5 protein-coding genes are annotated in these 7143 nt (G+C 74.7%); 2 read left to right on the top strand and 3 right to left on the bottom strand.

What is annotated here, in order from left to right; translation table 11 throughout:
• The 3 genes from ABZ016_RS42775 to ABZ016_RS42785 all read right to left on the bottom strand — a co-directional run.
• Positions 1 to 843: lipase maturation factor family protein (locus tag ABZ016_RS42775; protein WP_356922213.1), on the bottom strand; the 843-nt coding region annotated here is incomplete at its 3' end.
• Positions 840 to 1127: a BON domain-containing protein gene (locus tag ABZ016_RS42780; protein WP_356922214.1), complete on the bottom strand. Its 288-nt coding sequence runs from the start codon at positions 1125 to 1127 to the stop codon at positions 840 to 842. The genes ABZ016_RS42780 and ABZ016_RS42775, both read right to left, overlap by 4 nt.
• Before the next feature lie 16 nt (positions 1128 to 1143).
• Positions 1144 to 1821, bottom strand: coding sequence for a nucleotidyltransferase family protein (locus ABZ016_RS42785; protein ID WP_356922215.1), 678 nt, complete (start codon positions 1819 to 1821; stop codon positions 1144 to 1146).
• A gap of 302 nt (positions 1822 to 2123) precedes the next feature.
• Here ABZ016_RS42785 and ABZ016_RS42790 point away from each other — a divergent pair, with 302 nt between their 5' ends.
• On the top strand, positions 2124 to 2699 hold the full coding sequence (locus ABZ016_RS42790) for a hypothetical protein (RefSeq protein WP_356922216.1): 576 nt from the start codon (positions 2124 to 2126) through the stop codon (positions 2697 to 2699).
• A gap of 16 nt (positions 2700 to 2715) precedes the next feature.
• The coding region (locus ABZ016_RS42795) for a cation-translocating P-type ATPase (protein ID WP_356922217.1) at positions 2716 to 7143 on the top strand (4428 nt) is incomplete at its 3' end.

The following is a 7143-nucleotide window of genomic DNA, read 5'->3' on the forward strand; positions in this document are numbered from 1 at the left end:
GAACCACATCATCCAGTCGAGCCGCAGATGGTAGGGCGCGAACTGGCGCGGCCAGCGCCGCGGATCGCCCGGCTTGCCCTTGAACTCGTACTCCCCGGCGGCCCCGGTGGTCGCGTGGTCGCGGACGGGCAGGTGGTAGACGTGGAAGGCTCGTCCGATGACCGGCTGGGCGACGTTGCGCACCCGCACGCCGCCGCTCGTCATGCCGTGTTCCGAGCCGGCGTGCGCGTGCCCGTGCACCGCGAGGTCGGCGCCGGCCGTGTCGATCGCCTCGGCCAGCAGATAGCTGCCCAGGAACGGATAGATCTCCAGCGGTTCGCCGGCCAGTGTCTCGGGGACGGGGGAGTAGTGGGTCAGGGCGATCCGCGCGTCACAGTCCTCCCCGTCCAGCCGTTCCAGAGCGGCCCGCAGGGCGTCCGCGCGCCGGCGCGAGTACCTGACGAACTCCTTCATGACCGGTTCGCCGAACTCCCCGGCGCAGCGGCCGACGAAGCCGCCGCCGAACCCCTTGGTGCCGGCCACGCCGATCCGTGACCCGCCGCTCTCCACGACCGTTCCCTGCCCTTCCAGGACGTGGGCGCCGACGTCCCGGAGGATGGCCGTGACCTCGTCGGGCCGGTCGTCGTGGTGGTCGTGGTTGCCCAGGACGGCGACCACCGGTACGCCGAGGTCCCGGATCTCCCGGGCCACCACCCGGGCCTCCTCGGGCGTGCCGTGCCGGGTGAGGTCCCCGGCCAGCAGCAGGAGGTCGGCGCACTCGGGCAGGGTCTCGAAAGCCGGGCGGAGCACGCCCTGGCTGTCCGGGCCCATGTGGATGTCTCCGACGGCTGCGATGCGGATCATGCGAGTTCCTCCGCGTGGTCGGGGGAGGAGGCCTCGGTGACCACGAGGTCGCTGTGCACCGCGATCCCGGCGAGCTCCTCGTGGACGGTGCGCAGGATCTCGTCGCGACAGGGCGCCGAGGGCACGGTGCCGGTGAGCAGCACCGTCTGGCCGCGGGCCTCGACCCGCACGCCCAGTTCACCGAGTTCGCCGGAGGCGAGGCGGTCCTGGAGGTGGGCGATCCGGTAGTCGAGGTTCTGCTCCGGCTCCTCGCCGCCCGGGTGCTCCGATCCGTGGGTGCTCATGGATGTTCCTTCCGCATCAGATGACGTTCAGGCGCTCCAGGAGGAAGAAGAAGGCGGCGGGCATGGGCGCGTCACCGCACTCGCGCCGCACCCGCTTCCAGTCGACCTTCTCGCGCAGGGCACGCGCGATGGGCAGCGCCGCGCCGAAGTCGCAGTGGTGTTCGGAGAAGGCGGCGACCAGGCTCCACAGCAGGTCGGTCGGCGCCAGCACGGGCATGCGCACCGAGTCGACCGAGAGCTCCTCGGCCCGCTCCAGCATGTCCGCGCCGACCGGCTGGTGCGCCAGCTCGAAGATGATGTCGACCGGCTGGCCGAAACACGTGGCCTTGATCAGCCAGTCCTCCGGCGGGGTGTAGACCGTCAGCCCGGCCTCGCGGAGCGTGGCCGCCACGGCATCCGCGTCCTCGGGGCGGATGGCGAAGTCGACGTCGTGCTGGAGGTTCTTCTCGCCGCCGTGGGCGTAGGCGGCGACGCTCCCGGCCAGCGCGAAGAGGTGCCCCTTCCGCTTCAGCAGGGCGCCGACCTGCTTGGCCGCCTCCAGCAGGGCCTGGTTGCGGTCCAGGGGCAGTTCCTGCGGGGGTTCGTCGGTCTGCGGGTCCTGTGGTGGCGCGGGCTCGGACAGGTCCGGGGCCGGCCGGAGGCCGGGGACCCCCGGCCGCCGGACGAGCGTCGCGTCATCACCGTTCTGCGTCATGACCACTCCATTCGCCGAACCGGGCAGGCGCACTGCCACGCGCTGCCCGGACCCGAGACGGCCTGCGTGCCTGCTCTGAGTACCCGACGCTCCCGGGCCGACACGGAAGGCTGCCGGAGAGGCCCGGGCCACGGGCCGTTTTCGGGCACGGTGACGCCCCGTCCCGGCCGGACCGGTCACCCGCACCGCACACGGCGAGCAATCACCTCACGACAAGCAATCACTTCCACAAAGGCGGAATATGGGTCAGAAGGGTGGGAAACCGGTTGAAACCGCTGAACAACGTGCTCGTGGAGGTCGACATGAACCAGGAGACATCACGTTCGCCCGATCTTCCGCAGCCGTTGCGGGCCGTCGCCTCAGGGCTGAAGCACGTGCCTGGTGCGGGGCAGGTGGGCAAGGTGACCGGTGGCGCCCTGGACCGGATCGGCGCGGTGTCGCCGCGCGGCCGCCGGATGGCTGTGTACGCCGGTGCCGGTGTGCTCGGCGTGGCCGGGGTGGTGGAGTGGCCGGTGGCGCTGACCGGCGCGGCCGTCGCCTGGCTGACCCGGCCGCGGCCGGTACAGGAGCCCGACCGCGCGTCGCCGAACGGCGGCACGCGGACCGGCCGGGCCCACGAACACCGCCCCGGGACCGAGACCGAGGCCGAGCCGGACACCTCGTCGTACGGCCCCGGAGACAAGCTCGCCTCGTCCCACTACCGGCACGACCCACCGGAACAGCACGTCCACGAACAGCCCGCCAAAGTGGGCGACACCGCCACCGCCTCCGCGCTGAAACAGGTCGCCGAGGCCACCACGCACCACGGCCCGCACGGCGAGGAGCCGGACCGGGAGCAGGCCCACCGGCACGGACACGACAGCCGGCCCACCGGCTGAGTCGGGACAACAGCAGATGCGCACACGCTTCGACGTCGCCCCGCTCGTCGGGGCCGTGGCCGGCGCGGCCGCAGGCGCCGCCCGCAGCACCGCCCGGACGGCGGCGTCCGTCCACGACACCACGCGCCGCGTCCGCAACGTGGCGCGCAACGCCTTGACCGGCGGACAGCACTGGACGGCGGGGCAGCGCGTCCACCTCGCCCTGCGACGGGCGGAGGGAGACGCCGGCCCGCTCGCCCGCAGGGTCGCCGCGGACCTGCTCGAGCACCCGGACGTGCTCATGGCGTACTGGGACGAGGGACTGTCCAGGCTGGTGGTCACCGCGGCGGAGGAGGCCGCCACCGACCGTGTCACCGAGCGGGCCACCGAGCTCGCGACCCGCCTCGGCCTGGAGGAAGGCGCCGATCCGGAAGCCCGGGAGGGCACCCACCCCGGCGACCCCGGCGAGGTGCGCGTCATCGCGTCGGCGATCCTGCTGGACGCCGCCGGCGTGGCCGGCGCCCTGACCGGCCGGTCCCTCCGTCTGCCGCCCACCTCACGCATCCTCACCGCCACTGTCACGCTGCTGCGGGAGAACCCCCGCTTCCGGGCGTTCCTCCGGCAGCGGCTCGGCGGGTCCGGCATGGAACTCGTCCTCGCCGCCGCCAACGCCGCGGCACACGGAGCCGGCCAGACCCCGCTGGCGCTCGTCCTCGACGGCGTGCTGCGCGGCACCCAGCTCACCGAGGCGGTGTCCAGGGCCGCGGCCTTCGAAGCGCTGCACGACGAGATCTGCCTCGAACCGCGCATCAGCTTGCCCAGTCCGGCCGGCACCCGGCCGCCGCTGCGGGTGACGCCCGCCCAGGAGTACGCGTCCCACGCCAGCACCGGCGGCCTCGCCGGCGCCGCCGCGACCCTCCTGGTCACGCACGCCGCGCGAGACGCCGCCGAGGCCGTCCTGGCCGGTTCCCCCAAGGCGGCCCGGTACGGACCGGTCGCCTTCAACGCGACCCTGGGCACCTTCCTCGCCCACGCCGGGGTCCTCGTGCGCAGCGGGGAACGCCTGCGGCAACTGGAGATCGCGGACGCCCTCGTCCTGCACGCCGACGCCCTGCGCAACCGGCGCCCCACGACCGGCGACGACTCCGGCGGTCTGCCCGTCGACCCGGTCGACCCTTTCGCCGAGGCCGTCCTCGACGCCGCCCGCAGGGCAGGACTGCACGTCGTGATCGCGGGCGGTTCCGACCTGAAGGACATCACCCGGCTCGCCGACGAGGTCGCCTCCACCGGGACACCGTTCGCGGACGTCGTACGAGCCCTCCAGGACGACGGCCACGTCGTGGTGACCGTCGCCCGGCTGGACGAGTCCGGCGAGGGACACGTGGCCGCCGGGTTGCCCGCCGGTGACGTGGCCATCGCCCTCACCGACGGGCGAGCCGCCGTCTCGTGGGGCGCAGACGCGCTCGTCCCGGGGGGACTCGCCGACGTGTGGCGGCTGCTGACGGCGATCCCCGTGGCGCGGCGCGTCGGACGCCGCTCGCAGACACTGGCCCGCGCGGGAGCGGCCCTGTCCGGGCTCCTGGTCGCCCGCGGCGGACAGGTCCCGCGCCGAACCGGCCTGTGGCCCCTCACCCGGCACGCCCCCGTCAACATCGCCGCCGCGAACGCCCTGCTCACCGGCTGGCTGGAAGCCACCCGCGTGGCCCGGGCCACCCCGCCCCCGCCCCGGCTGCACATCCCCTGGCACGCCCTGGAGCCCGAGGAGGCCCACACCCGGCTCGCGCGGCCCGGCCTCGACGAGGAGCCCCGCGGGCTCGCCCTGCTCGCCGACCGCTCGCGGCAGCAGGCGGCCCGTCTGACCCGTCACCCCGCGCTGACGCCCGCCCGCTGGACCTGGCAGGCGGCCGGCGCCGTACGCCGCGAACTCGACGATCCGCTCACCCCGGTCCTGGCCACGGGCGCCGTCGCCTCCGCGCTGCTCGGCTCAGTCGTCGACGCGCTGCTGGTCGTCGGCGCCATGGACCTCAACGCCGTGACCGGCGGACTCCAACGGCTGCGCGCCGAACAGGCACTGGCCCGGCTGGCCGCCCGGCAACAGCCCAAGGCCCGCAGGCGGGATGGCCGCACCCGCTCGGTCACCGTCGACGCGGCCCGGCTGCGGCCCGGGGACGAGATCAACCTCGGCGCCGGCGACGTCGTACCGGCCGACGCCCGGCTGCTGGACGTCGACGGACTGGAGGTCGACGAGTCGGCGCTCACCGGCGAGTCGCTGCCGGTCACCAAGGCCGTCGACGCCACCCCCGGCGCTCCGGTGGCACAGCGCGCCTGCATGGTGTTCGAGGGCACGACCGTCGTGGCCGGCAACGCCACCGCGCTCGTCGTGGACACCGGCGACCAGACAGAGGCGGGCCGCGCCGTCACGCTCGCCGCCCGCACCCCACCCCCGGCCGGCGTACAGGCCCGGCTCCAGGAGCTGACCCGCAAGGCACTGCCGGGGACCCTCACCGGCGGCGTGGCCGTGACCGGGCTCTCCCTGCTGCGCGGCAGCCCCGTACGACGCGCCGTCAGCGGTGGTGTCGCGGTCGCGGTCGCCGCCGTCCCCGAGGGGCTCCCGCTGGTGGCGACGGTCGCGCAGATGGCGGCGGCCCGCCGGCTGTCCCGGCGTGGCGTCCTGGTCCGCACCCCGCGCACCCTCGAGGCGCTCGGGCGGGTCGACACCGTCTGCTTCGACAAGACCGGCACCCTCACCGAGAACCGGCTGCGCCTGGTCCGCGTCGCCACCGCCGAGGGCACCGTCCTGTCCGTGGACAGCGAAGAGGCGGCACCGATCGTGCGCCTGGCCGCCCGCGCCTGCCCGCAGGAGGAGACGGGACAGGGCCGTCGCATCGCGCACGCCACCGACGAGGCCGTCCTCGACGTCGCCCCGCCCGATGAGAACTGGACACCGACCGGTGAACTGCCCTTCGAAGCCAGCCGGGGCTACGCCGCGGCGGTCGGCCGCGACGGCGACCCGGACCTCGGTGACGTCCTCGTCGTCAAGGGCGCACCCGAGACGATCCTGCCCGCCTGCCGGGACCTGCCCGGCCACACGACCGACACCGCCCACGAACTGGCCGGACGAGGCCTGCGCGTCCTCGCCGTCGCCCGCCGCCCCTGCCGGGCCGGGGAGTCCGAGGCCGAACTCGACGCGCCGCTCGCCGACCTGGAGTTCAGCGGACTGATCGCGCTCGCCGACGTCCCCCGCGACACCTCGCACGCACTGCTGGCCGAACTGCGCCGCTCCGGCATCCTGCCCGTCATGCTCACCGGCGACCACCCGGAGACCGCCCGCGCGATCGCCCTGCAACTGGGCTGGCCGGAGGAGACCGAAGTGGTCACCGGCGACGAACTGGTCGCCATGGAGCGGCGCGAACGGGTCCGGGTCCTGCGCGGCGCGGGCGTGGTGGCCCGGGTCGCACCCGAGCAGAAGCTGCACGTCGTGGAGGCCCTGCAACAGGCCGGCCGGGTCGTGGCGATGGCCGGCGACGGCGCAAACGACGCCGCCGCCATCCGCGCCGCCGACGTCGGAGTCGGCATCGAGGCCCGCGGCTCCGCAGCCGCCCGCAACGCCGCCGACCTGGTGCTCACCACCGGCGACCTGTCCGTCCTCGTCGACGCCGTCGTCGAGGGCCGGGCCCTGTGGCGCAGCGTCGCCGACGCGGTGAGCATCCTCATCGGCGGCAACGCCGGCGAGGTCGGCTTCAGCGTCCTGGGCACCCTGCTCGCCGGCGCCTCGCCCCTGTCCACGCGCCAGCTGCTGCTGGTCAACCTGCTCACGGACATGTTCCCGGCGATGGCGGTGGCCGTCACCCCGAGCGACGACCCCTCGACGGCAGAGCATGCCGCGAGCGGCCCGATGGGCCTCGACGTCCTCGGTGCGCCCCTGCTGCGCTCGATCCGGCGGCGCGGCATCACCACCTGCTTCGGCGCGGTCACGGCGTACCTCATCGGCCGCCTCACCCCCGGCACCGAGCGCCGGTCCACCACCATGGCGCTGTGCGGCGTGGTCGGCGCGCAACTCGCGCAGACGCTCTACGGCCGGCGGCACAGCCCACTGGTCTGGGTCACCGCCCTCGGCTCCGCCGCCGTGCTCGCCGCCCTCGTCCAGACCCCCGGCGTCAGCCACTTCTTCGGCTGCACCCCACTCGGTCCCGTGGCCTGGGCGGGCGTGGCCCTGGCCATCGCCCTCTCGGCCCTGGCCCCGCGCCTGGAACGCCTCCAGGCGGTGCACAGCCTCTACGACACCTTCACCCGGATCGCCGTGCGCCTCGGCGACCTGTCCCGGCAGACCCGGGAGGTGTTCAGGAGCGGCGTCGCCCGGCCGGTGGTGGCCGCCCCGCCTGCCCGCCGCCACCGCACGCTCGCACGGACTCCTCGTCCAGCTGTACTCCCTGCTGTCCCGCCGTTCCTGGGGCATGGGCGACCT

This window comes from Streptomyces sp. NPDC006372 (genome assembly GCF_040612515.1).
Taxonomy (GTDB): domain Bacteria; phylum Actinomycetota; class Actinomycetes; order Streptomycetales; family Streptomycetaceae; genus Streptomyces.

Coding starts and splice junctions, on each gene's coding strand:
- ABZ016_RS42780 (WP_356922214.1), bottom strand. CDS start 1,127: ATGAGCACCCACGGATCGGAGCACCCGGGCGGCGAGGAGCCGGAGCAG.
- ABZ016_RS42785 (WP_356922215.1), bottom strand. CDS start 1,821: ATGACGCAGAACGGTGATGACGCGACGCTCGTCCGGCGGCCGGGGGTC.
- ABZ016_RS42790 (WP_356922216.1), top strand. CDS start 2,124: ATGAACCAGGAGACATCACGTTCGCCCGATCTTCCGCAGCCGTTGCGG.